Below are 25,891 nucleotides of genomic sequence, written 5' to 3' on the forward strand. Positions count from 1 at the left end.
GTAAAAATTCCCATCCTTTGGAGGGGTGGTTTTGCATGTCCACTTTAACTATTTCTTAACAACCTTAGGATAAATACTGAATTTTTTCTTCGCAACGGAAAACGCCTAAAGTTAGCTGTGCTTCACTTTGGTTCTATTGTTAAAATACAATTATCATTATATTCAAGATCAGTTTATAATCAATTTCTATTTTCGCAGCCATAAAAGTGAATATGAAAAAATTACTATTGTCTGTTGTAGTGCTGGCAGTATTGGCTTCATGTAAAAGTGATGATGATACCACAATGATTAATCAGGATATTAATTATTCCAAACTCCCTCAGGAATTTCCGTTTACAAAACTGGCTACGATAAACGGAGTAGATGTCATTAATGGCGGATTTGGTTCCGGAGCAGCAGCTCATCCTACAAGAAAAGGAGAATTCTATGTCATTACAGACAGAGGACCAAATACTGACTTTCAGAATGGTAAAAAGTTTCTAGCTCCTAACTTTACTCCAACGATTATGCATTTTAAAATTAATGCTGACGGAAATGTAGAGGTAGTCAAATATATTAAACTTAAAAATCCATCCGGGCAACCTATTACGGGATTACCAAATCCGGTAGGGATGGGAAGTACGGGGGAAATTGCTTATGATGCTTCCGGAAATGTTTTAGGTACTGATCAGTATGGACTGGACAGTGAAAGTATTGTAGCAGCAGCAGACGGTACATTCTGGGTTTCTGATGAATATGGACCGCATATTGTGCATTACAGTGCAGACGGAGTAGAAATGGAAAGAATAAGCCCGATAGGTGTAAATACCGGAACAAGAAAATTACCTGCTGTGTTAGCAAAGAGAAGAGCCAACAGAGGAATGGAAGGACTGTGTATTACTCCAGACGGAAGAACGCTGGTAGGAACGATACAGTCGATGATGCTTGTACCCAGCAAAGCATTGGCAACCAATACCACTTTAACGAGAATTGTCACCTTTGATATTATTACAGGGCAGACCAAACAGTTTTTGTATAAACAGGATGGAGGCGCTTCAGATTCAGTATGTGATATTACTGCATTAAGTAACAATGAATTCCTGGTGATTGAAAGAGATGGGAATTTCGGATCTCAGGGAGGAATTAAAAAAGTATACAGGATTAACCTGAGCAATGCTTCCGATGTGAACGGAACTGATATTGCTGCCGTAGATGGTATGAAAGTGAATGGAAAAGCCTTAGAGCAATGCTCATGGGATGAAATTACGAATACCGGGATAAAAACTGTTACCAAAACATTAGCTGTAGATCTGGTTGCAAAACTGGGCTATGAACATGATAAGTTTGAGGGAATTGTTTATTTAGGAAATAATAAACTGGCTGTTTTCAATGATGATGATTTTGGAGTAGTGGATGATGGAAATGGTAACCCAAAAGCTAAGATTCTTCCTAAAACAGGGAAGGTAGATAAAGGAACTATGTATGTAGTCGATATTCAATAATTAGATTTTTTTAACGGAAAACGGCGGCATCGAAGATGCCGCCGTTTTTATTTATCAATAGGAGCGGACTTTATCCAGAGCCTATTTTTTTGAATATTAGTTAAAACCCTCAATGATCTTAGAGAAATCCTCTAATTTCAAAGCAGCTCCTCCAATAAGACCTCCGTCGATATCCGGCTGAGAGAAAATTTCTTTTGCATTGTCTGGCTTTACAGATCCTCCATAAAGGATTGAAATTTCATCAGCAACTTCCTGTCCATATTTTGCAGCGATGATACTTCTGATGTGTGCATGAATTTCCTGAGCCTGCTCCGGACTTGCCGTTTCTCCTGTTCCGATAGCCCAAACCGGTTCGTAAGCAATCACTACCTTCTTGATTTCTTCAGCAGAAAGTGTAAAAAGAGCGACTTCAGTCTGATTTTTTACCACTTCCAGATGTTGTCCTGCTTTTCTCTGCTCAAGAGTTTCTCCGTTACAGTAAACAGGAATAAGACCTTTGTCAAGTGCTAATTTGATTTTTCTGTTACAGTGAGAATCTGTTTCTCCGTGATACTGTCTTCTTTCAGAGTGTCCGATCAATGAACCGGTAGCATCGATAGATTCCAGCATATCTGCAGAAATTTCTCCTGTGTAAGCTCCGCTTTCATACTCGCTCATATCCTGAGAAAATACTCCGATTTCATCCTTTTCAAAGATGTCTTTTGCCATCATCAAATATAATGCTGGTGGAGCGATCCAAACCTCACAGTGGGTAGCATTGTTGTTTTTATAGCTTAGTAACTGAATCATCAATTGTTGTGCATCAATTACATTTTTGTTCATTTTCCAGTTTCCTGCAACTATTTTTCTTCTCATAACATTTATTATATTTATTTATTTCGTGATTATAATCCCCAAAGGTTTTTCAGCAGAACGTAGAAAGTATGCTCCTCTTCAGTTACTTTATTATCCGCTTTGATCAATGATTTTGCAAACTGAACAAACTTTACACGTTCATCTTCTGTAGAATCATCATGGAAACATCTTGCATGAAATTCAAAATGATCTTTCCATTCTTCGGGCTGTAAAAGAGCCAGTGTTTCCAATTCGTTGTCAAGATTCATTCTGAACGGAAATTCATCCGCCATATATTGCTGAACCAGCATTCCTTCCTCAGGAGCAAACTCTCCGTCTACAGAAGAAAGGATCATTAATAAGTGATATCCGGCGATTGATTTATTTGATTTTTGCATGAGCTGTTGTATGTTTAAGTTTAGTGTTTAAATTTGATAGTTGATCTACGATTATTTCTCGTAAAGACCTATCATTCATCATTCATCATTTATAATTATTTAACGTAGTCCTTTGCAGGCTGTTTGTCTATAATTTTTCCATTCTCAAGAATCAGTACAAACGGGTTGTTTCTTGCTATGGTTTTGATGGCAGTTCCGTCCATCATTGCGTTTTTAATGGTTTTAAAAGTATTGGGATAGGTAGAAACTCCATAGATAAGAGCTCCTTTTTGTGTATTTACTTTAGCTTCCACCTTCTGAAGCAGATCAGCAGAAATATCTTTTGGATGATAAGAGAATACCAAAACGGCTTTTGGAGCGTTGATGATCTCGTTCGTAACCTCCATTCCTGTAGGATCTTCAATCTTAAATTTCACAATTTCAGATTTGTAACCTTCTTTGATCAGTACAGATTCATTTTTTCCTTCCTCAATTTTCCAGGGAGAACCTTCTGCCCAGTATTCTGTTTTTTTGATATAAGCATCCTGATTTACCTTTATAACAACCCCTGTTTTCTGGTTTTTCAGAGAATAAAAAGTCTTATATTCAGAAGGATTTTTTTCAATTTTTCCTTTTTCACCTTTAATGTCCGTTCCTATTTTATAATCACGGAAATCAATGATCGGTTCATGCATAATCCCTTGTGCCATCACATAAATCATTCCCAGTGAAAAAACTGTTAAAAGGATATATTTAAATGTATTGGAAGACTCTTTCTTGCTCACTCCATACTCATCTTTTTTACGGAAATCTTTTCTGTACAAGACAAATAATATGATCAATCCTACCAGAAGCACAATATCCTTAAGAAAGCTCTGCCAGGGTGTAAATTTGACGGCATCTCCAAAACATCCACAGTCTGTTACCACATTGAAATAGGCTGAATAAAACGTAAGGAATCCAAAGAAAATACAAAGCGCAATTAATATGGATAAGGTAAACTTAAGCTTTAATTTAAGCAGTAACATAAATCCTAAGAAAAGCTCCAGTACCACTACGATAATGGAAAAAAGCAGAGCAAACTTTTCTAAAAACGGCATGTTGAAAACAGGAGGAGCAAAATATTCTTCCATTTTGAAAGAAAAACCTACCAGATCCACGGCTTTCACAAAGCCTGAAAGGATAAAAATAACAGCAATAATAAAGCGTAATAAACCTTTGAGCATATTAAATATTTTTGGGTTCGAATTGATTTTCTTTTTCTGAGAACTTGATCAGGCAGAAGACAGCATAATTCAGCATATCGAAATAGTTGGCGTCAAGCCCTTCTGAGACGATCGTTTTTCCCTGATTATCCTCAATCTGTTTAGTTCTTAATACTTTCTGATAAATAAGATCTGTGATCGAAGAAATTCTCATATCTCTCCATGCCTCACCATAATCATGATTTTTTCTCTCCATTAAAGCTTTCGCTTCATTGGCATATTGGTCATAAAGACCTAAAATTTCTTCTTTATTTTCATTGAAATCATTGGAAAGACCCTTCTCCAGCTGAATAAGTCCAATGATAGAGTAATTGACAATTGCGATAAATTCATCTTCTTCACTCTCATCCACCATTTTTTTATCAGTCATCTGCAGCGTACGGATTCTGTTCACTTTGATATAAATCTGATCCGTAATAGAGCTTGGTCTTAAAACCCTCCATGCTGCACCGTAATCCTGTAATTTTTTACCGAAAAGATCACGACACTGACTGATAACTTTCTTGAACTGTACTGATGTTTTTAACATAAATTTTCTTAATCTTCCAAATATACGAATTCGGTTTTAGATTTTTGAATTTGATGAGCTGAGTTTGTGAGTGAGAGGGTGTCTCCAGCTTCTGGCTTCCAGACAATAATTTCTAATTTCTAGCTTCCTACCTCTTATTAAAACATCATAAATCACTAATTTTGCAGTACAAAAATCATGATCAATTATAAAATCCATGCTCTCTAAATCTCCAATTCTCCAGCCCTCCAACGCTCCAACCTACTCAATCAATTGTAATGGTCGTTTAGTACAGCTTGATACTCCAAAAATCATGGGAATCCTCAATCTGACTCCGGATTCATTCTCCGATGGCGGGAAATTCAATGAGGAAAAATCAGCTTTGAAACATGCAGAAAAACTGTTGAAAGATGGCGCAGAAATACTGGATATCGGACCTCAGTCTACACGCCCCAATGCAGAATTTTTAAGTGCTGCAGAAGAAATAAACCGAATCGGAAATATCATTTCTCTGATCAAAAAAGAATTTCCGGAAGTCTTGATTTCTCTTGATACTTTTTATGCAGCAACAGTAAAATTTGGTTTCAATGAAGGAATTGATCTGATCAATGATATCTCAGGCGGTCAGTATGATGTAGAAATGTTTGATACAGCTGCTGAAACGAAACTTCCCTACATTTTGATGCATGTAAATCCTTCCTACAAAACTATGCACGATAAAATAAAGTTTGAAGATATTACACTGGAAGTGAACCAATATTTTGCTAAAAAGACAAAAGAACTTTTAGAAAAAGGAGTGAATGACATCATTCTTGATCCTGGTTTTGGTTTCGGAAAAACAGGAGAAGATCAGATGAAAATGATCCATGAAGTTGAATATCTCGGATTTGGAAAATTCCCCCTTTTAATAGGGATTTCCAGAAAGTCATTTATCTACAAACCTCTTGGGAAATCACCTTTGGATATCAATGAAGAAACGCAAAAACTTCATATGAAAGTACTAGAACAGGGAGCAAAGATTGTAAGGGTTCATGATGTGGCTGAAGCAAAGGAAACGCTTACCCAGTTTTTACGGAAAAAATAAAAAGTGTAAAAAAACTTGTGAGTAATTAAAAAGTTTATACATTTGCAGTATGAATTTTACGAATCAGAAAAATATTATTGTCATTTCTATTATTGCTGCTGTCATTAACAGCAGGAAGGAAACGGCATTTTAGATAGATTTAAATTTAAATTATATATAGAACCGTTTCAAATTTTGAAACGGTTTTTTTTGTTTTATTTTTTTACAATAAAAAGTATGTATCAGTTATTATCAGTAATTATTATCGTCATTATTATTCCCTTGCGTCTGTGAGAAGGAAGATGTATGACTGTACATATATTGAGCCCTCTCACAGCGTGAGAGGGCTTTTTTTATTCCCTTTTGTTAATTTTTTAAACCTCTATAACATGTATTACAACGACAACACGACCATCTACTTTGACGGAAAATTTATGAAAGCGAAAGATGCCGGAACAGATCTGTATGGACAATCACTTCACTATGGTTACTCAGTTTTTGAAGGAATTAAATCTTACAGCACCGATCATGGAGCCAGGATTTTCAAAGCACAAGAACATTATGAAAGGCTAATAAGATCAGCTGAATTAATGCATATTCCCTTCGATTATTCTGTGAACCAGCTTACAGAACTTACATATGAACTTCTGGATCGTAATGGTTTTACTGATGCTTATATCCGTCCGTTGGTCACGTGTTCACCCAATATGTCCCTTTCAAAAGGACAAAAATCTTATCTGTCACTTCTTGCCTGGGAATGGAATAACGGCTATCTGGCAGATAAAATGAAAATTATGACTTCCCCTTTTCAACGTCCTAATCCTAAAGCTTTCAAGGTTGAAGCCAAAGTAGGAGGACATTATGTAAACTCAATATTGGCCTGTCAGGATGCCAAAGACAAAGGTTACGATGAAGCGCTGGTATTGGATGAAAACGGAAATGTTGCCGAAAGCTCTGGTGCCAATGTGTTCTACGAAAAAGACGGGGTTTTATTTACTCCGGCCAAAGGAAGCATCCTTCCGGGAATCACCAGACAAACCGTTATGGAGATTTGTAATGAGCTTGATATCCCTGTAGAAGAAACATTTTTTAAACCGGAAGAAATGCGTGGTGCAGATGCTGGCTTTTTCTGTGGTACAGCAGCAGAAATTGTTGCCCTGGATTCTCTTGATGATGTTCTTTTCACCAGAAACTGGGAAGAGACTTCAAGTGGAAGAGTACAGCAGGCATATTTGAAATTGGTAAGAGTTCTGTCATTGTAGATTTTAAGAATTTAAATATTTGATTATCAGATGAATATGTCTGTTTTTTAAACGATTGAATATTGTAATTTTTATAAAAATTGAAAATGAAAAGAATATTACAAAATGTAGTTTTGGATCAAAATTTAGTAAAGAACTCCATTTTAAAGAAAGGAAAATAATAGAAAATGCAGGAAAGATATGTTAAATAAATATTCGAAAACATTCACGCAAAACAGTGAACAACCCGCAGCCAAAGCAATGTTGTACGGGATAGGATTTACAGAAGAAGATATGCACAAGGCTCAGGTCGGAATTGCCAGTATGGGTTATGACGGAAATACCTGCAATATGCATTTGAATGATTTGGCTCAGGTTGTAAAAAAGGGAACATGGAATCATGGGTTAGCCGGATTAATTTTTAACACAATTGGAGTTAGTGACGGGATGAGCAACGGAACAGATGGAATGCGCTATTCTCTGGTAAGCCGTGATGTAATTGCAGACAGTATAGAAGCCATCTGCGGAGCACAGTACTATGACGGACTGATTGCATTGCCGGGCTGCGACAAAAATATGCCGGGAACTATTATTGCAATGGGAAGGCTGAACAGACCATCCATCATGGTTTACGGAGGAACTATTGCGCCCGGTTGCTACAAAGGTGAACAGCTTAACATTGTTTCTGCTTTTGAGGCTTTGGGAAAAAAGATTGCAGGAGAAATAACAGAAGAAGATTTTGATGGGGTTATAAAGAATTCCTGTCCGGGAGCAGGCGCATGTGGTGGAATGTATACCGCCAATACAATGGCCTCAGCGATAGAAGCATTAGGAATGAGTCTTCCGTATTCCTCTTCTAACCCTGCTCTGAGTAAAGAAAAACAGGAAGAATGTCATGAAGCAGGAAAATATCTGAAAATATTATTGGAAAAAGATATCAAACCTTCGGATATCATGACCCGTAAAGCTTTTGAAAATGCTCTGCGTATGATTGTTATTCTTGGAGGAAGTACCAATGCGGTTTTACATTTCATAGCCATGGCAAAAAGTGTAGGAGTACCTGTTACTCAGGATGATTTCCAGAAGATGAGTGATGTAACTCCGGTATTGGCAGACCTAAAGCCAAGCGGAAAATACCTGATGCAGGATCTGTATGAACACGGAGGAATGCCATCAGTAATGAAATACCTTTTAAACCAAGGATTATTACACGGTGATTGTGTAACGGTAACCGGAAAAACATTAGCCGAAAATTTAGAAAATGTTCCGGATCTGGATTTCAATACACAGAAAATCATAAAACCATTGTCAGAACCTGTAAAAGCTACCGGACATTTGAGAATACTGTACGGAAATCTTGCTGAAAAAGGAAGTGTGGCAAAGATCACAGGGAAAGAAGGAGAACGTTTTGTAGGAAAAGCCCGCGTATTTGATGGCGAAAAGAACCTGATCAGAGGAATTCAGGATGGAACCGTACAGCATGGTGACGTTATCGTCATCCGAAATGAAGGTCCGAAAGGTGCTCCCGGAATGCCCGAAATGCTTAAACCCACGAGTGCACTGATTGGTGCAGGTCTGGGAAGCAGTGTCGCCTTGATTACAGACGGAAGATTTAGCGGAGGAACCCATGGATTTGTAGTAGGGCATATCACTCCGGAAGCTCACGAAGGAGGCCTGATCGCCTTTGTAAACGATGATGACCTGATTGAAATTGATGCTGTAAACAACACGATACAGCTCAAAGTTTCAGAAGAAGAAATAAAAAGAAGAAAGGAAGGATGGCAAAAACCACCTCTTAAAGTACAGAAAGGATTGCTTTATAAATATGCATTAACAGTATCATCAGCGGCAGAAGGCTGTGTAACGGACGAAATCACTCAATAAAAGTATATGGAAAACCTGAATTTATCAACAGAAATACAACTTAGCGGAAGCCGGATCATTCTTGAAGCTTTTCTTCAGGAAGGGGTGAAAACCGTTTTCGGATATCCGGGAGGGGCTATTATTCCTATTTATGATGCCCTTTACGACTATCAGGAGAACCTGAAACATGTGCTTGTACGTCACGAACAGGCTGCCGTACATGCGGCGCAGGGTCTGGCAAGAGTTTCAGGAGAAGTCGGTGTCGTATTGGCAACCAGTGGTCCCGGAGCAACCAATCTTGTAACAGGACTGGCTGATGCTCTACTGGATAATACTCCTCTGGTATGCATTACAGGGCAGGTTTTTGAACACCTTCTCGGAACCGATGCCTTTCAGGAAATAGATGTGATGAACGTTACAAGTCCGGTTACCAAATGGAATTATCAGGTGACCGATGCCAATGAGCTTCCTGAAGTATTGGCAAAAGCATTCTACATAGCAAAATCAGGTCGCCCTGGTCCTGTCCTGATTGATGTTACCAAAAATGCCCAACTGCAACCTGTTGATTATAAAGGATATTCTCCATGTTATTCATTGAGAAGTTATAAACCCAATCCTGATCCATGTTTTGAAAGTATTGAAAAAGCGGCTTTGCTGATCAATGAGGCAGAAAAACCATTCATTATCGCCGGACAGGGGATTATGTTGGGGAATGCTGAAAAAGAGTTTTTAGAGTTTGCCGAAAAATCTGGAATTCCGGTGGCATGGACGGTTTTAGGAATGAGTGCTATTCCTACCGATCATCCACAAGCCGTTGGAATGGTAGGAATGCATGGAAACTATGGACCGAATATATTAACCAATGAATGTGATGTTTTGATTGCTGTCGGAATGCGCTTCGATGACCGCGTAACAGGAAGACTGGATCAGTATGCGAAACAGGCAAAAATCATTCATCTGGATATAGATAAAGCAGAGATCAATAAAAATGTAAAAGTAGATATTCCGGTTCTTGGAAACTGTAAACATACCCTTCCATTTCTTACAAAATGGATTGCAAAAAGAGAATACCCGGAATGGCATGAAAGATTTAAAAACTGTCATGAAATTGAAAATAACAGTCTCATCAATACAGAGCTTTATCCTGAAGAAGGAGAAATTACTATGGGAGAAGTCATCCGTTATCTGAACGAGATGACTGAAGGAGAGGCGGTCATTGTAACAGACGTGGGACAGCATCAGATGGCAACATGCCGTTATTCTAAATTTAAGAATTCCCGTACCAATGTAACGAGTGGCGGATTGGGAACCATGGGGTTTTGTCTTCCTGCTGCAATAGGAGCATCTTATGCAGGGACTGGCCGTCCTGTAATTGCTGTCATGGGAGATGGAGGTGCTCAAATGAATATTCAGGAATTGGGAACCATTATGCAGTATCATCCGGAGGTCAAAATATTAATTCTTAATAACTGTTATCTGGGAATGGTAAGGCAATGGCAGGAATTGTTTCACGAAGAAAGATATTCCTCAGTGGATATTCAGAGTCCCGACTTTGTTCAGGTGGCAAAAGGATATAATATCCCGGGAAATAAAGTGTCTGAAAGAAAAGATCTGGAATGGGCACTTCGCCAGATGCTTGATCACAACGGCGCTTTTCTTCTTGAGGTCATGACGGGAAAAGAACATAATGTATTTCCAATGATTCCTCAGGGAAAAAGTGTTTCAGAAATCGTACTGAATAATAAATTTTAAAAATAAAAAAGATGAAAACAGATCATAAAGAATATACCATTACAGCGTATACAGAAGATTATTTAGGATTGATCGGCCGGATCAATGCTATTTTTTCAAGAAGAAGAATTTCTATGGTGACCTTCAATGTAGGTCCTTCAGAAATAGAAAAAGTAAAAAAGTTTGTCATCGTGATCAGAGAAACAGAAGATTCTGTTCAGAAAATAAGCAGACAAATGGAAAAACAGGTAGACGTTCTGGAAGTACATTATCACAGAAATCCATACCTGACAGCTGTAGAATATGCAAGCTAAACATAAAATTAAACATCATAATCAATAATTATAAAATCAAAAAAAATGGCAAAATTGAATTTTGGAGGAGTAGAAGAGAACGTAGTAACGAGAAATGAATTTCCGTTGGAAAAAGCTCAGGAAGTATTAAAAAATGAAGTAGTAGCGGTAATTGGATACGGAGTACAGGGACCCGGACAGGCTTTGAATCAGAAAGATAACGGAATTAATGTTATTGTAGGACAGAGGAAAAACTCCAAATCATGGGATAAAGCAGTTACAGACGGATTTGTACCGGGAGAAACTTTATTTGAAATTGAAGAAGCTTTAGAAAAAGGAACCATAATCTGCTACCTTCTGAGCGATGCTGCACAGATTGAATACTGGCCAAAAGTAAAACAACACCTTACCCCAGGAAAAGCATTATATTTTTCTCATGGTTTTGGAATTACTTTCAGCGAACGTACGGGAATTGTTCCTCCAGCTGATGTAGATGTATTTCTGGTAGCACCAAAAGGCTCAGGAACTTCGTTGAGAAGAATGTTTCTCCAGAACAGAGGTCTGAACAGCAGTTTTGCCGTTTATCAGGATGCTACAGGAAAAGCAAGAGAAAGAGTAACTGCATTGGGTATCGCGATAGGAAGCGGATATCTGTTTGAAACCGATTTTAAAAAAGAAGTATACAGCGATCTTGCCGGAGAGCGTGGAACATTAATGGGAGCTGTACAGGGAATATTTGCTGCTCAGTATGATGTATTGAGAAAAAACGGACACAGCCCTTCTGAAGCCTTTAATGAAACAGTGGAAGAACTCACGCAGTCATTAATGCCTTTAGTGGCAGAAAACGGGATGGACTGGATGTATGCCAATTGCAGCACAACCGCTCAGAGAGGAGCTTTAGATTGGTGGAAACGTTTCAGAGATGCTACTTCGCCTTTATTTGAAGAATTGTATGACAACGTAGCCAAAGGAAATGAAGCACAACGTTCGATTGACAGTAACAGCAAGCCGGATTATCGTGAAAAACTGGAAGTTGAACTTACAGAGTTAAGAGAAAGCGAAATGTGGAAAGCTGGCAAGACTGTACGAAGCCTCAGACCCGAAAACAATTAATTATCAAACAGATGATGAAAGAGGAAATAAGTTCCTTCGTTTTAGAGAATGTCTATAAAGCGGAGGAACGATTAAAAAATGTAGTGGTAAAAACACCTTTAGCTGTCAATAATAATCTGTCAGCTATTTATGAGGCGAATGTCCGTTTCAAAAGAGAAGACCTTCAAAGAGTAAGATCCTATAAGATCAGAGGAGCATACAATAAGATGGCAACAATGTCACCGGAAGAACTTTTAAAAGGAGTGGTGTGTGCCAGTGCCGGAAATCATGCGCAGGGAGTGGCGTTTGCATGTCAGACAATGAAGGTGAAAGGAACTATTTTCATGCCTTTGCCAACACCCGGGCAAAAGCTTGAGCAGGTGAAAATGTTCGGTGGAGAATACATAGACGTTATTTTGTACGGAGATACTTTCGATGCTGCAAAAGATGCTGCGATGAGGTTTTGTAAAGACCATAACAGTGTATTTATTCATCCTTTTGACGATCCGGCAATTATTGAAGGGCAGGCAACAACAGCGCTGGAAATTCTGGAGCAGGCTGAGGGTGTTATTGATTATATTTTTGTTCCGATTGGAGGAGGTGGGCTGGCAGCAGGAATCTGTTCTGTATTCCAACATCTGTCACCACACACAAAAATCATTGGAGTAGAACCTTCAGCGGCAGCAAGTATGAAAAAAGCGCTGGAAAAAGGGAAACCTGTTCTTCTTGAAAAGATAAGCAGGTTTGTAGATGGAGCAGCAGTACAGCAAGTGGGAGATATTACTTTTGAACGCTGCAAAAATATCCTGCATGATATGGCTACGGTGGAGGAGGGACTTGTATGTGAGACCATTTTGTCATTGTATAATAAAGATGCTATTGTTGTAGAACCTGCGGGAGCTCTTTCAGTAGCCGCATTGGAAAAATACAGGGATGAAATAAAAGGTAAAAATGTAGTCTGTATCATCAGCGGAAGTAATAACGATATTACCCGTATGGAAGAAATCAAGGAAAAAGCGTTGCTTTATGCAGGGTTAAAGCATTATTTCCTGGTCAGGTTTCCACAGCGTCCGGGAGCATTGAAAACTTTTGTAATGGATGTGCTGGGACCTGATGATGATATTACCTATTTTGAGTACACCCAGAAAAACTCAAAAGAAAAAGGAATTGCAGTGGTAGGAATTGCTCTGAAACAAAACAAAGATTTCAACCCTTTAATCGATAAGATGAAACAATATGATTTTTTTGTCAACTATCTGAACAATGACCCTTCACTGATGAATTTACTTATTTAATGAACCATTAAGATTGATAAAGCTTTTAAGAATAATGAAAAAAATATCTTCAGATATTTAGTAAGCAGATTACTTTGTTCAAATTCGTTTGAATCTTAACTTTCCTTACAATCTAAATTTTACTTAATGGTTAAATACATATTCAATATTAAATTATTTCGTAATCAATCAGATTCTAAAAACACAATGATGAAAAATAAAAAGCTTCACAATCGGTGAAGCTTTTTATTTTTATCTTTCAAGCGAAAAATTTGAAATTATTTTTGGACGTTCAGCTTCATTCGCTGCTTTCCAGGATGTTCTGTACATCCATTCCGTCATTTTATAAAGCTTTTTGTAATTGATATTTTCTGATTCATCCTGTGGCGTATGATACTGATCATGCAGTACACTGGTGAAAAATATAGCAGGAATGCCGATTTTAGCATAAGGAAGATGATCACTTCTGAAATAGAAATATTCAGCGTGGCTTGGAGAATCCCAATCTTTCAGGTATTTGAATTTTGTACTCTCGTTATTGGCTTCTTCAGCCATTTTTACAAGCTCTTCAGAATTTTTATGAGGAGCATTTCCTCCCAATAAAGCCGCCTCATTATTATCATTTCTTCCAATCATATCACCATTCAATACAGCTACAATTTTCTCTTTTGGAACAACCGGATGTGCTGCGTGCCATCTGGAGCCCAACAATCCTCTTTCTTCAGCTCCATGGAAAACAAACAGGATACTTCTTTTTCCCGGCTGTTTTTTGTAAGCTCTTGCCATCGCCAGCATTGCAACACAGGTGCTTGCATTATCATCGGCACCATTGTAGATGGTATCATTTTTTACAGGATGCCTGATTCCGTCATGATCCTGATGTCCGCTTAGCAAAACATATTCATTTTTAAGAACCGGATCAGTACCTTCTATTTTTCCGATGATATTCACTGATGGATATTTGTAGGTTTCAGTGATCAGGTTCAGAGAAGCTTTAGGATTGTTTTTTACCCATCCTGCATTTTCTCTTTTAATCCATAAAACAGGAATATTATTCGTGATCTTTTCTCTCAATCCTTCTACACCATAGCTTCCTCTTGTCATTTGAGGAAGTACTTCCACCCAGCTTTGTTCTGAGGTATCATCGGTAATGAAGATAATGGCTTTCGCTCCCAGTTCAGAAGCTTTATTGTAGTATTTATTTCTTACAAATCCAGGATATCTTCTTACAAAAAGAGTCATATCTTTTGAGATATTTTTGTCTGAAGCATTTACAGCAAGTACTTTTCCTTGAATATTTAATTTAGCAAGATCTTCAGGTTCTGCGTTTCCGGCATATACAATTTCGGTATCTATAGAAGCATTCACAGGCTCAGCAACAAGGAAATCTTTCCATAGTTTCAAACTGTTGTCTCCAATTTTCAGGCTGCTTTGAGGGATAACCTGATGTCTGTACATATCAAAAAACTGGAAAAAAGTTCCGTTATCACCTGCGGGTTTCATTCCGGCTTCTTTTGCTTTGTCAGCAAGCCACATAGAAACTTTTAATTCATCCAGCGTTCCTGCTTCACGACCCCAGAACTGATCTGCAGCAAGCTGATACATATCGGTACGAAGATCAGCTTCTTTGATGGCGGAAACCAAAGGTTTTTTATAATTCTGAGCATTTCCAATGGTAAACAGGAAAAGACTTAGCAGAGAAAAAACATAATTTTTATTCATAGAAACTTTTAATCAAAGTTAGCTAATTTCTCTGAAAACTGTTTTGAAAATTCCTTTCTGTCTTCTTCCAGTTTTTCCTTTGTAGAAGCTAAAATGTAAGTGAAAAGGATCTTGTCTTCATTGTCTAAAAAGATAATTTCCTTTTCATTCCCATCGATCATCTGTGAGAAAATTTCCCACATCGGAGTGTCTTTTAATTTTAATAATTCAAAAAACTGTTCTGCTTTGATTTCGATTTTCTGCATGCTCTTTTTTATATATTATCGTTGAATATTTCTGAATTCTGGTTCAAAAATAAAGATTTTGTATTTTATGGGGTATTAAAACTCGAGAAACTTCAGTTTAAACTGGATAGCAAAATTTTCTCTGAAATGTGGTGTTGCATAATAACCCACTCTGTAGAATAAACCTAGATTAAAATAACTGGAAAGGAAATTATTCCATTCCAAGCCTACTTCCTGATACAGATGATCCAGCTTTCTGAACTTAAACTGATGGTATTCCGGATGTTTCATATCTCCGATAGTTCCTCTCAGAACAAAATCAAAGCTGGAAACATTGTGTCCGAAACTCTTGAAATACAAGGGAAGCTTGTGAGTGAAGTAATATGCAATAAACCTATCATTATAATATTTTCCTCCCTCCAAGGTAGCAAATCCAAGGTAAGAGGTAAGGTTGAAATTGAAATCTTTACCAGGGGAAGCAAGTCCGTTCATCGTAAAGTTTTTCCAGATTGGCGCTTCACCCAAAACGGCACCTCCGTACAGTCTGAAACCAGTAGTCCCGATGGGAGTCTTAAAATTATGAACAAAAAGAGCATCAAAACGGGAATAATTAAAGTTCCCCTGCAGCAGTTTGTAGCTCTGCTCATAATTAAAATACAACTCAGGATATTTCTGGTCGATCAGAGATTTTCCCTGAGGAGTCATAATATTGGTAGAATTCGGAGAATATTTTAAGGTAAAAAGTGTATTGAAATTTCTGTATGAAGTCCCTCTGTCTCTGAACTGGTAATCAAATTCTGCAGCTTCCGTATTTCGTCTTACAGCAAGAGCAAGGGTAAGACCGTTGGTCACGTCATTCATATACGATAAAGAGGCTCCTTTGAAATGGAAATATTTATCATTATTCAGGTTATTTCCAAAATTCATCGTTCTCATTTTGAAATTCCAGAGCTTTCTGTTGAACTCTCCTGATGCTGTTACGTCATCATATACCTCAAATCGGAAAATTGAATTTTTTTCCAGCGAGGTTTTCATATCAAGACCCATTCCGTATTTCCACCTTCTGTCTTTTACCCCGTATGCAAAATAATAGTCTGGTGAAAAATAAGGGTTGAAATTTTCATTAAGTTTGGCCTTTAAACCTAATCTGAAGCCTTCATAAGAGTTATAATTGACAATTTCATCCACCGCGAAATCTACAGAGCCTACTCTGATTTGCCCGTTCAGTAATCCGGATAAGATCTGCGCCTTTCTGTCAATTTTATATTTTTTACCTAAACTATCAATGGTCTTATAGGTATTTTGTTCTCTTTCAGTAAGAGGCTCTGTTCTGTACCGGTCCAGAGAATGGCCGTCAATATTTTTTACAGAGAAGGTATAGCCTTTGAAATCTTTGGGATTCTCTTCGATAGGAGCTTCGAAATCAAAATATTTTGAGGTAAGAAAAGCGTAGGTTCCAAAACTTTTTTTTGTTTTCTTATCGTCAGCATGCTCTTTGTCGTCCATCGCCATTTTACCCATTTTAAGCTTGGTTTTTTCATGGGCAAGGAACCATTTGTTATTATAGAATACCCATGTGCTGGTGATGATCCCGTCGTTTTTATTTTTACTGAAATTTTCTATCTTTTTGATTCCGTAGGTTTCCGTATCTACATAAATAGCACCGTTATACTTTCGCTTTCTGTCCGGCTTTTTGTAATTGACTTCACGGAAACGGATCACAAAGTTTTTTCTCCCGTCAAGAGTAACGGTATCCGAAAGAAAGAATCTGTACAATCCTCTGTTCTCCGGCTTCACCTGCTCAGGAACAATATCCCTGTTACTTTGCTGGAGCGCAATCATTTCATAAATAGGCTGCTTCAGACCGGAAATTCTGTTGTCCAGAATATTGATCTTTTCACCATATTTTTTGGAATATAAAAACTCCTGTGCCCTTTCCCAGAGAAAGAGTTTGCTTTTTGAAAATACTTTTCTTGCGGAAATATTATTCAGTGAGTCTTTTTCTCTTTTTTTCTTGAAAATGTTTAAATCATTGAAATACTGATTAAACTGTGAAAGGCTGTCCTCATCAATATCCAGAGATATTTTTTCATAGGATTTATAAGAATAGGAACCTAAGCTTTTTGGAGAGTTTTCGTTAAAAAGTTTATTCACTTTTTTCAGAATTTCCAGAGCCCGGGGATCACTTTTATCTTCAATAACTACAGCTTCAATGCTGGTGGTTTTTGAAGATTTTTTGAGCAGGGAAATTTCCATACTGCTCTCCACTGATATCGTTTCTTTCTGGTAAGAATCGGCGTCAATATCAATGTTTTTGCATTCTGTTTTAAATTCCAAAACGCCCTGTTGATTGGTGTATCCAATGATTGTGTTATCACATGACACTTTTGCATTAAAAACAGGCTTTTGACTGGCGTCATCCACAATCTTAATTTTTGATTGTGAATACCCCAAAAAGCTGAGTAAAAAAAACAATAACAGTAAAGCCCTTTTCATGTATAAAAACTAGTTCAAAATTAATGATATTTATTGTTCTGGAAAAGTTTTTAACATAGTATAACATTGATTTAATCTAATGTTTTTATGGACTTTGCGCCTTATAAAATTAAATGATGAGGACGCTTAGATAGTCTTTCTGCATTTCCTGGAAATTTCCAATAAAAAAACTCCTGAATCTGGTTTGTTCAAGAATTTTTTGATCAGTTGTTATTTTATGATGGCTTATTGATCATCTAAAGTCTTCATAAATTCAATAATATCATTTATTTCCTTATCGGTAAGCTGCAACGGAGTATCAGAAAGTGTTTGGTTTTCTACTTTGAATCCAAAAGCCTTTCCACCGCCTTTGTTATAGAAATTCATTACTTCTTTCAATGTTTTGTATCCTCCGTTGTGCATATAAGGAGCTGTTTTATTGATGTTTCTAAGGGTTGGTGTTTTGAAGGAATGTTGTAATGAAGGTACTGTTTCATGAAACTTTCCTCTTCCCGGATCATTGTCAAATGTTTTATTTTCTCCATTGATTGCAGCTCCTAAAACCTCCTGTTCGGTTTTCTTGAAATTGGGAGGAACTGTACCATTAAATAAAGGAACAAAATGGCATATTGCACATTGGGCTTTTCCAACAAAAAGATTGAAACCTCGCTTCTGGCTTTCCGTCATTGCTGACTTATTTCCTCTCATATAATCATCAAAAGCAGAATTGAATGTTGACAAAGAACGAATATAACTTGCCAGTACGTTCTGAAGCTGCCATACCTCTGTTTTTGGAGAATGATAAATCTTTTTAAAGGACGCCTGATAGTTTTTATCCTGATTTATTTTTGCCAGAATCACATTCAGGTCACCATGCATTTCTTCTTTATTGGAGATCACATCTGAACTCTGCCCTTCAAGATCATCCTTTCTCATATCCCAAAACTGGCCATGCTGGTATCCTGCATAGTTGAGAGAAGGCGCATTTCTTGCCAGTTCTGAGTTTTCAAGGGACATCGACCTGGCAAGCCCGTCAGTAAATGCTTTCTCAGGAATATGACAGGTGGAACAGCTTCTGTTGTTGCTGTTGGAAAGAATTTTATCATTAAAAAGCTGATGACCAAGAGCTGCCTTTTCTTCGGAGAATGCATATTCTTTCCCAGGAGTAAAGGCATTGGGATTGAAGGCATTTTTAGCAAAAAAAGTAGCCGTATTTTTGTTCAGAGCAGTGGTTACCTCAACATCCGGAATCTTCTCCTGATTTTTAAAATCCAGCATCAAAGCAGTAATCTTATTAAGATGATCAGAGATAAAGCTCACATAATCAAACGTATTTTTGTCTGTGTTTCTTTTCAGGATTCCAATGGCTGAATTGATTTCTGCAATGATTCTTTTTAATGCTTTGTCTTTCGAACGTTCCGTGGAAATTTGTTCCAGTGTCTCCTTGATACCTTCCAGCGAAGAAGGCATTTCCTGTAAAAATATTCCGGAAACAGGAGTGTCAAAACCTGCAATTCCTAAGCTGGAAATCCTGAAAGCTTCCTGTCTTAATGCATCAAAAACCTGATCTTTACTGACGGTAATAACCTGAAAGTTGGTTGATATGGTATTGCTCTTATTGATAAGTTTATTGAGCATTCTGATAACTTCATCTTTATTCCCCTTATCATACGGATAGAACATCTCTTCCAAAACCTGCAGTCCTTCTGGTTCTATTTCTGTATGCTCATCCATTTCTATTTCAGGAAGGGCAGGACCGTTGATAAACCTAGCAGAGTGGGGTAGGAAGTATTCTACAGCCCATTCCATTTTTTTGTATGTTTTTCTGATGTCTTGAAATTTTTCCTGAAGAAGTTTTTCATCAGAATTTGCAGCAACAAGGGCTTTCAGTTCATTGATCTGTTTTTCAAAATCATTGTTGGTTTTGATAATCCTGTTTTTTACAGAACCAAGATCTTGGTATACAGGCTGCTGCTTATCATTTTTACAGTAATAGAGCGTAAAAAGTGCTGCTGCACAGTATAAGAAAAGAAGAATCGGGTATTTTGAAAGTTTATTCATAGGTATGAAAAAGTATCAACAGAAATTTTCTATTGATACTTTAATTTGATATGAAGGAATTAAAACTATTTTTCTACGTTTCTGATGATTACAATCTGTCCACCTTCTTTATTGGTGTTGATTCCGGAACCGTCAGGGTTTTTAAATTTGTCCAGCTGCCATGTGTGTGAGTGGATATTGACAGAGAAGGTATTAGGAACTCCGATGATATCAGAAATATCAACCATTGCTCCGAATTCCCAAGAACCGAATTTCTGCAGATCCCCTGATTGGTTGTAAGCAGTCTGCCATGCAGAATCACTTCTGTTATGTTTCATGTTCAACCATGGTTTATATTGCTTTGTAGCAATATTTAGTTGCCAGATATAAGAATCGTGGTTTGCATTTTTATAGTAAGAATCTCCGTCTTCCTGGATGTATACAAAGTTCTCAGTAACACATAAGTTATCAGGATTGATCAGATTATTTCCTGGGTTAGAATCTCCTTCAGCAACAACTTCTAATTTTCCTGTCATCATATTGTTGGAGTTCAGAACAAGCTTGTAAACTCTCCCCCACATTGTTAATCCTGCTTTCGGATTCACACCGTCAGAAGATTCTCCGGTAGCGGTAAAGTAAATTTCTCTTCCTTTTCCAGCTCCTTTTCTATAATCCACATCTTCCACTCTTGAAAAACGGATGGCGTTATTATCAATGTTTTTCTGATTTATCTGAGCGCCTGTAAGATTTTTGGCGTTAGGAATTTCTACAAATTCTACATCGTAGCTGCTTCCTTTCGTCATATCCGTTTCAGTATAGTTGTTGTTTGTTCTTTTTAAAGAATACAACTTACCATTATCCAAATCACCCTGAGTATCGGCTACATACATGATCAATTGTCCTGCAGACTGATGAGAAGATGAATAAGACTGGTCTTCCCCGATGATGATATAAGATTTTCCATTAGAAACATCTTTTGGAAGTGGAACTGCATTTTCCATTGAAGCTTTTCCTAAAGCTGGTTTTACTCTTGTTTTATCTGCTGCCTGAGATACCGGCGCCAGAGGGTTTAAAGCATGAACCATACTTTCTTCACCAGATTCTCCGGCAGTAAGAAAGGCACTGAAACCATGAGTTTCAGGAGTTGCCAGTGTAGCGGAACATAATCTCGTCATTCCTCCGGTTCCGTTTAAAATATACTCTCCTTTTACAGGCTTAAATGTTTTATCCAGATATACTCTTGATACAGACTGTTTGATCTCATGATTGGTGATCATCAGGTAGCCGTCAGAGTTGGGATCTTTCATAATTCCCATTCCATCCGGCTGACCTCCAAAAACAAAGTCAGGAGAACCTGGAAGTACATCAGAGCTGGAAATAAGGGTGGTAATATTTAAATTTTCAAAACCTTGCATTCCATAAACGAAAGCAGGCTCTTTAGAAAAATTTTCAATCTTTATTTTGTCATTGGCTGGGGTGTTGGAATCCCCGTTATTGTCATCATTACAGCCTTGAAAAACAATAGCTGCAAGGAATAGGGCTCCAATAGTTTTGTTAATTTTCATAATTATATTTTTTGAATTTCGATTACGACAAAACTAGAGGTCTAGTGTTAACTAAGTTTTAAGAAGACAAAACAAATAGTTTAAGATTAGGTAATGATTTGTTAAGGTAAGGTCAATAATTAGAACGGATATAAATAGAGAGATTTTGATGAATATCTGATTAATAAGGAATGGAATATTATAACGCAGAGACGCTAAGACTTTTAGATACCTACTTTTTTCGTTTGCAAAGGTATTCTATTTAGCAAAAAACGCAATCATTTCACGGCTGAGTGTAACGGCCTTTGCAATCGGAAATATTTATGATAGCATGAGTCTTTTTGCGATCCTTAGCGTTAAAAAAATAATGATTAAAACAGAAACAGGCTGTCTCAAAAATGAAACAGCCTGTTCTAAAATTTATAATAGGTATTCTATTCTTATATATTCAAAGCTTTCTGGTAAGCATTTTCCAGACCTTCAAGGTTTTTACCACCTGCTGTTGCAAAACCCGGGTTTCCGCCGCCACCGCCTTGGATTTCTTTTGCAAGATCTTTTACGATAGCTCCTGCCTGATAATCTGCAGCCAGATCATCAGAAACTCCAACGGTGATCATTGGTTTGCCATCTGCATCAGAAAGGATAATCGTTACCGAAGTAGGAATTTCTCTCTTCAACTGGAATACGATGTCTTTTACAGAACCTGCATCCAGAGAAGTTTTCTTTACTAAAAGCTGCTTGTTGCCTTTTTGCTCATAAGCATTCTTCCATTCACCGATTTCTCCTTTTGCTTTTTCCTTTTTAAGAGCATCTACTTCAGCTTTCAATGAAGCATTTTCTTCGATGAGTTTTTCGATAGATCTTACAACATCTTTGGACTTTAGCAATTGAGAAAGTTCAGTGATCTGTTTTTCAAGATTGTTGAAATATTCTTCTGATTTATCTCCTGAAATAGCCTCAATTCTTCTGATTCCTGCAGCAGCAGAACCTTCAGAAGTGATTTTGAAATGACCGATTTCGCTGGTGTTTTTCACGTGAGTTCCTCCACAAAGTTCTTTTGAACTTCCGAATTGAATCATTCTCACACTGTCACCATATTTTTCACCAAATAAAGCCATTGCTCCTTTCTCCAAAGCTTCCTGAATCGGAATATTTCTGAATTCCTGTAACGCAATACTTTCTTTGATCTTTTTGTTTACTTTTTCTTCAATTAATGCCAATTCTTCCTCAGTCATTTTGTTGAAATGAGAGAAGTCGAAACGAAGATAATCAGGACCTACATAAGAACCTTTCTGTTCTACGTGAGTTCCTAAAACATCTCTTAAAGCCTCATGCAGAAGGTGAGTCACAGAGTGGTTTGCCTGAGAATTTTTTCTGTCAGAAGCATTTACTTTAGCATAGAAAACAGCACCGGCATCTTTCGGAAGTCCACTGATCAACGAAATAATCAATCCGTTTTCTTTTTTGGTTTCCAATACTTCAAAGCTTTCAACAGCATTCTCAAGAACACCTTTATCTCCAACCTGTCCACCTCCTTCAGGGTAGAAAGGAGAGTTACTCAATACTACCTGGTAAAATTCCCCGTCTTTGTTTTCTACCTTTCTGTATCTTGTAATATAGGTTTCAGATTCAGTCTGATCGTATCCTACAAATGTTTCAGGTTTTGATTCAAGGTTTACCCAGTCATATACTTTCTGAGCAGAATCTTGCTGAGAACGCTTTCTTTGCTTTTCTCTTTCAGCTTCGAACCCTTCCTCATCAATGGTTAATCCTTTTTCTTCTGCAATGATTCTTGTTAAATCATCTGGGAATCCATAAGTGTCATACAATTCGAAAACCTCAAGAGTAGGTAAAACTTTTTGATTGTCTGCAATAGTTTGCTGAATTAATTTTTCAACTCGGATTAATCCTGTTTCAATCGTATTTAAGAATGAATCTTCTTCACTTTTGATGACTTCAGTAACCAGTTTTCCCTGCTTTTCAAGCTCTGGGAAGAAAGGCCCCATTTGTTCCTGAAGAACTGCTACAAGTTTATAAAGGAAAGGTTCTTTCATCCCTAAAAATCTGTAAGAATAAGAAATTCCTCTTCTTAAGATCCTTCTGATTACATAACCCGCACCTCCGCTTGAAGGAAGCTGTCCGTCTGCAATAGCAAAAGAAACCGCTCTGATGTGATCTACCACAACACGGATGGCAATATCTTTTTCGTCTTCTAAAATTCCCGTATATTTTTTACCTGAAAGTTCTTCAACTTTAGAAATAAGCGGTGTGAAAACGTCTGTATCATAGTTGGAAGACTTCCCTTGAAGCGCCATACAAAGACGTTCAAAGCCCATTCCTGTATCTACATGCTGAGCTGGAAGTTTTTCTAATGATTTGTCAGCTTTTCTGTTGAATTCCATGAAAACCAGGTTCCATACTTCTACAACTTGAGGGTGGTCATTATTTACCAGTTCAAGTCCTGAAACCTTAGCTTTTTCCTCTGGTGTTCTCAAGTCAACATGGATTTCTGAACACGGTCCGCATGGTCCGCTTTCACCCATTTCCCAGAAGTTATCTTTTTTATTTCCGTTGATGATTCGGTCTTCTGAAATGTGAGATTTCCAGAAATCATAAGCATCCTGGTCTCTGTCCAGATTTTCAGAAGCATCACCTTCAAAAATCGTTACGTATAAATTTTCTTTTGGAATTCCGTATACTTCAGTCAGTAATTCCCAGGCAAAAGCAATAGCCTCTTTTTTGAAGTAATCCCCGAAAGACCAGTTTCCTAGCATCTCAAACATGGTGTGGTGGTAAGTATCTCTACCTACATCATCCAGGTCATTGTGCTTCCCTGAAACTCTCAGACACTTTTGTGTATCGGCAATTCTAGGGGCGGTAGGCGTTTTGTAGCCAAGGAAAAAATCCTTGAACTGCGTCATTCCGGAGTTGGAAAACATAAGGGTAGGGTCGTCTTTCAGCACAATAGGAGCTGAAGGAACAATAAGATGCCCTTTACTTTTAAAATAATCTAAAAATTTTTGACGTATCTCTTGTGATGTCATAGTATTGCTTTTGCTTTTTTTAATATCAAATTTTGATAAGATGCAAATTTACTATTTTTAAGCGATTTGTAATAATTTTATGCTATGTTTTGAATGGTGCCCGACTGAGTTTGCCGGATATTTGTTTCTTTTATTACAGACCCTGAGTAAAGCTGTAAGGTTTGTATAGCTAAGAGAAAAGATTCTTATAAGATATCTTCTTGGGAATCAATTTAAATGTTTTATTTTGGAGTAAAGAATTTCCTATGAAATACAGTGTCATATTTTTATTCTTAACCACATTCGTTTATTCCCAAAAAAGAGTGTCAAATACGGATGTCACCAACTTCTGGAAAGCCTATGACCTGGCACAGAAATCTAATGACTCGCTGAAACAGATGGAAATCATGAATTCAGAGTATTTGGAGAAAGCAAGCCCGGCACTTAAAGCATTGATAAAAATGGACACAATGAGTGTTTCAGATTATGTCAAGAGCATTAATAAAATACCAAAGCGTTGGAATAAAGTACGTACACGAACGTTGGAGATAGCGCAGCAGGATTATGATATAGAAAAGCTGTACACGTCTTTTAAAAAGATCTATCCATCATTTCACAGCCCTCAGATTAGCTTTGTGATAGGTACTTTTAACAGAGGTGGAACGACAACCCGTGAATTTATTTTAATAGGAACAGAAGTTACCGCATTGACCTCACTTTCAGATCCGGAAATCAAGCAGTCTACAGAATATAACATTGCTCATGAACTGGTTCATGTACAGCAGGATTATATCAACGGAGTGAATAATGAAGAAGAATATCGTAATCTCGATTTATTAGGCTGGGCTTTAATGGAAGGCTCCTGCGACTTTATTGCTGAAAAGCTTTTGGGAAATCTTCCTCATATTGCATACATAGATTATGGCAGGAATCATGAAGAACAGCTTTGGTCGGAATTTAAAAAGGATATGTACCAATATGATACGGATCAATGGATGTACAATGGAAGTTCTTCTAAGGATAAACCCGCTGATCTTGCCTATTTTGTAGGCTACACAATTTGTAAGAGCTATTATGAAAAGGCTGCAGATAAAAAAGCAGCATTAAAGGAAATCATCAGCATCAATTATTCAAAAAACGAGCATCACGCATTTTTTAAAAAGGCAGGTTATATGAAATAATATACTAAATAAGGTTGGCAATAGAGAAAACGTGAAAATTTTGCAATTTCCCGCTTAACTTATTACCTTCGCTGTGATCTGAGATAAGACAAAAAATCCTTCCCATGACAAAAGATGAAGAATTGAAAAGCTGGATAGAGCAATATTCCGGACCGCTTTTGAAGCGGGCACTGTATGTACTTTCTAATAAAGAAGATGCACAGGATGTTGTTCAGGAAGTTTTTCTTGCGGCATATTCAGCCCATGATTCTTTTGAAGGAAAAAGCAATCCTCTCACCTGGCTGATGGCAATTCTGAACAGGAAAGTTGCAGATTTTTACCGAAAAAAGTATAAATCTGAACCTGATATCAGACTTGATCATTTTTTTGATGGAACAGGCTCATGGAAACAAAATGATGTTTTAAATGACTGGAATATATCAGGTGGCGGAGATGAACTTTTAGACAGTGCAGACTTTAATAAAACATTGGAGGAATGTATTGAAGAATTGCCCGCCAGATGGAAGATCCTGGTTAAAATGTATTATATCGAAGAAAAAAAAGCACCGGAAGTAAGTCAGGAATTGAATGTTTCTACGACTAATCTTTGGAAGATTTTGCAAAGAAGCCGCATGCAGCTCAGAGAATGTCTGGAGTTTAACTGGTTTTCAAAATCATAAG

General features: G+C 37.4%; 20 protein-coding genes. 10 read left to right on the forward strand and 10 right to left on the reverse strand.

What is annotated here, in order from left to right:
- Positions 1–212 precede the first annotated feature (212 nt).
- Positions 213–1,481: an esterase-like activity of phytase family protein gene (locus CHRYMOREF3P_RS21095; RefSeq protein ID WP_180565446.1), complete on the forward strand. Its 1,269-nt coding sequence runs from the start codon at positions 213–215 to the stop codon at positions 1,479–1,481.
- A gap of 96 nt (positions 1,482–1,577) precedes the next feature.
- On the opposite strand, the gene tpiA is transcribed toward CHRYMOREF3P_RS21095, so the two are convergent.
- From tpiA to CHRYMOREF3P_RS21115, 4 genes are all read right to left on the reverse strand, one after another.
- Complete coding sequence (gene tpiA / locus CHRYMOREF3P_RS21100; protein ID WP_077415427.1) at positions 1,578–2,336, reverse strand: triose-phosphate isomerase; 759 nt, start codon at positions 2,334–2,336, stop codon at positions 1,578–1,580.
- Between the two features lie 29 nt (positions 2,337–2,365).
- Positions 2,366–2,713 carry a TerB family tellurite resistance protein gene (locus tag CHRYMOREF3P_RS21105; RefSeq protein ID WP_077415425.1) on the reverse strand — a complete coding sequence of 116 codons (348 nt, stop codon included), beginning with the start codon at positions 2,711–2,713 and terminating at the stop codon, positions 2,366–2,368.
- Between the two features lie 95 nt (positions 2,714–2,808).
- Positions 2,809–3,918, reverse strand: a complete 1,110-nt coding sequence (locus CHRYMOREF3P_RS21110; RefSeq protein WP_180565447.1) for a BT_3928 family protein — start codon at positions 3,916–3,918, stop codon at positions 2,809–2,811.
- Between the two features lies 1 nt (position 3,919).
- Positions 3,920–4,486, reverse strand: a complete 567-nt coding sequence (locus tag CHRYMOREF3P_RS21115) for a DUF1599 domain-containing protein (protein ID WP_077415421.1) — start codon at positions 4,484–4,486, stop codon at positions 3,920–3,922.
- A gap of 292 nt (positions 4,487–4,778) precedes the next feature.
- On the opposite strand from CHRYMOREF3P_RS21115, the gene folP reads away from it, so the two are divergent.
- From folP to ilvA, 7 genes are all read left to right on the forward strand, one after another.
- Positions 4,779–5,549, forward strand: coding sequence for a dihydropteroate synthase (gene folP, locus CHRYMOREF3P_RS21120; RefSeq protein ID WP_175627229.1), 771 nt, complete (start codon positions 4,779–4,781; stop codon positions 5,547–5,549).
- A gap of 368 nt (positions 5,550–5,917) precedes the next feature.
- Positions 5,918–6,790 (forward strand): branched-chain-amino-acid transaminase, encoded by an 873-nt coding sequence (gene ilvE / locus CHRYMOREF3P_RS21125; RefSeq protein ID WP_180565448.1) that lies wholly within the window; start codon positions 5,918–5,920, stop codon positions 6,788–6,790.
- A 180-nt stretch (positions 6,791–6,970) separates the two neighbouring features.
- The gene (gene ilvD / locus CHRYMOREF3P_RS21130; protein ID WP_180565449.1) at positions 6,971–8,653 is read left to right on the forward strand and encodes a dihydroxy-acid dehydratase; all 1,683 of its coding nucleotides are present in this window, start codon (positions 6,971–6,973) and stop codon (positions 8,651–8,653) included.
- Between the two features lie 6 nt (positions 8,654–8,659).
- Complete coding sequence (gene ilvB, locus CHRYMOREF3P_RS21135; protein WP_077415413.1) at positions 8,660–10,384, forward strand: biosynthetic-type acetolactate synthase large subunit; 1,725 nt, start codon at positions 8,660–8,662, stop codon at positions 10,382–10,384.
- An 11-nt stretch (positions 10,385–10,395) separates the two neighbouring features.
- Positions 10,396–10,677 (forward strand): hypothetical protein, encoded by a 282-nt coding sequence (locus CHRYMOREF3P_RS21140; protein ID WP_052184688.1) that lies wholly within the window; start codon positions 10,396–10,398, stop codon positions 10,675–10,677.
- Between the two features lie 45 nt (positions 10,678–10,722).
- A complete protein-coding gene (ilvC, locus tag CHRYMOREF3P_RS21145) occupies positions 10,723–11,769 on the forward strand; it encodes a ketol-acid reductoisomerase (protein WP_180565450.1) in 1,047 nt (348 codons plus the stop codon).
- Between the two features lie 11 nt (positions 11,770–11,780).
- A complete protein-coding gene (ilvA, locus tag CHRYMOREF3P_RS21150; protein WP_180565812.1) occupies positions 11,781–13,043 on the forward strand; it encodes a threonine ammonia-lyase in 1,263 nt (420 codons plus the stop codon).
- Between the two features lie 231 nt (positions 13,044–13,274).
- On the opposite strand, the gene CHRYMOREF3P_RS21155 is transcribed toward ilvA, so the two are convergent.
- The 6 genes from CHRYMOREF3P_RS21155 to alaS all read right to left on the reverse strand — a co-directional run bounded on the left by CHRYMOREF3P_RS21155 (position 13,275) and on the right by alaS (position 24,071).
- The gene (locus CHRYMOREF3P_RS21155; RefSeq protein ID WP_180565451.1) at positions 13,275–14,744 is read right to left on the reverse strand and encodes a M20/M25/M40 family metallo-hydrolase; all 1,470 of its coding nucleotides are present in this window, start codon (positions 14,742–14,744) and stop codon (positions 13,275–13,277) included.
- Positions 14,745–14,752: 8 nt separating this feature from the next.
- Complete coding sequence (locus CHRYMOREF3P_RS21160) at positions 14,753–14,989, reverse strand: hypothetical protein (RefSeq protein WP_077415407.1); 237 nt, start codon at positions 14,987–14,989, stop codon at positions 14,753–14,755.
- A 75-nt stretch (positions 14,990–15,064) separates the two neighbouring features.
- Complete coding sequence (locus tag CHRYMOREF3P_RS21165) at positions 15,065–17,392, reverse strand: DUF5686 family protein (RefSeq protein ID WP_232539078.1); 2,328 nt, start codon at positions 17,390–17,392, stop codon at positions 15,065–15,067.
- A 297-nt stretch (positions 17,393–17,689) separates the two neighbouring features.
- The gene (locus tag CHRYMOREF3P_RS21170) at positions 17,690–19,504 is read right to left on the reverse strand and encodes a cytochrome-c peroxidase (protein WP_180565453.1); all 1,815 of its coding nucleotides are present in this window, start codon (positions 19,502–19,504) and stop codon (positions 17,690–17,692) included.
- Between the two features lie 65 nt (positions 19,505–19,569).
- Positions 19,570–21,048: an alkaline phosphatase PhoX gene (locus CHRYMOREF3P_RS21175; protein ID WP_077415401.1), complete on the reverse strand. Its 1,479-nt coding sequence runs from the start codon at positions 21,046–21,048 to the stop codon at positions 19,570–19,572.
- 419 nt (positions 21,049–21,467) lie between these two features.
- Positions 21,468–24,071 (reverse strand): alanine--tRNA ligase, encoded by a 2,604-nt coding sequence (gene alaS, locus CHRYMOREF3P_RS21180; protein ID WP_077415399.1) that lies wholly within the window; start codon positions 24,069–24,071, stop codon positions 21,468–21,470.
- A gap of 245 nt (positions 24,072–24,316) precedes the next feature.
- On the opposite strand from alaS, the gene CHRYMOREF3P_RS21185 reads away from it, so the two are divergent.
- Together CHRYMOREF3P_RS21185 and CHRYMOREF3P_RS21190 are read left to right on the forward strand one after the other, a co-directional pair.
- Positions 24,317–25,231, forward strand: a complete 915-nt coding sequence (locus CHRYMOREF3P_RS21185) for a DUF2268 domain-containing putative Zn-dependent protease (RefSeq protein WP_139348493.1) — start codon at positions 24,317–24,319, stop codon at positions 25,229–25,231.
- Positions 25,232–25,335: 104 nt separating this feature from the next.
- Positions 25,336–25,890, forward strand: a complete 555-nt coding sequence (locus tag CHRYMOREF3P_RS21190; protein ID WP_077415395.1) for a sigma-70 family RNA polymerase sigma factor — start codon at positions 25,336–25,338, stop codon at positions 25,888–25,890.
- Position 25,891: the final 1 nt, after the last annotated feature.

The organism is Chryseobacterium sp. JV274, assembly GCF_903969135.1.
Classification (GTDB): Bacteria; Bacteroidota; Bacteroidia; order Flavobacteriales; family Weeksellaceae; genus Chryseobacterium.